The sequence below is a fragment of the Amycolatopsis thailandensis genome (genome assembly GCF_042723255.1).
Taxonomy (GTDB): Bacteria; Actinomycetota; Actinomycetes; order Mycobacteriales; family Pseudonocardiaceae; genus Amycolatopsis; species Amycolatopsis thailandensis.
Genome location: NZ_JBHXJK010000274.1, coordinates 721 through 1,209 on the forward strand (window position 1 = coordinate 721; position 489 = coordinate 1,209).

Genomic DNA, 489 nt, shown 5'->3' on the forward strand with positions numbered 1-489 from the left:
TGGTTCAGGGCACAACTGCATTCAGCACAACTCTGCACCTGCACCGAGATGTTCCCGAAGCTAGTAACTATCCGGGGAGCAATCGCGACAAGCTTGGTGGCATGCATGTCGACATGCATGCTGGAGTCACGGCAGCAGCACAGGAAACGCATAGTGGGCGAACCTTTATCGAAACGTGTTGTTCCTGTGACCCTGGTAAACAACTGTTGCCCAAGTGAGCAGAGCGATGTAAGGGTTCTGCGTGATAGCTGAGGAGCTCAACATGGCCGCTCGTGCCTTCCTGGCGACCGCAGGTGCCGTCGCCGCCGCCCTCGCGTTGGCAGTCCCTGCGCAAGCCGACCCGGTCCCGGCGCCGAACGATCCGACCGATACTTCGTTCCTGAACGCCCTGAACAACGCAGGGGTGGGCTACGGCGACCCCAACACCGCCGTCCAGATGGGCCAGGACGTGTGTCCGATGCTGGTCGAGCCGGGCAAGAACTTCGCGTC

2 protein-coding genes are annotated in these 489 nt (G+C 60.7%); both read left to right on the plus strand.

Annotated features, from left to right (window positions below; all coding sequences use genetic code 11):
• On the plus strand, positions 1-218 hold a 218-nt coding region (locus ACFWMR_RS42635; RefSeq protein ID WP_378382500.1), incomplete at its 5' end, for a hypothetical protein.
• Positions 219-262: 44 nt separating this feature from the next.
• The coding region (locus tag ACFWMR_RS42640; protein WP_378382501.1) for a DUF732 domain-containing protein at positions 263-489 on the plus strand (227 nt) is incomplete at its 3' end.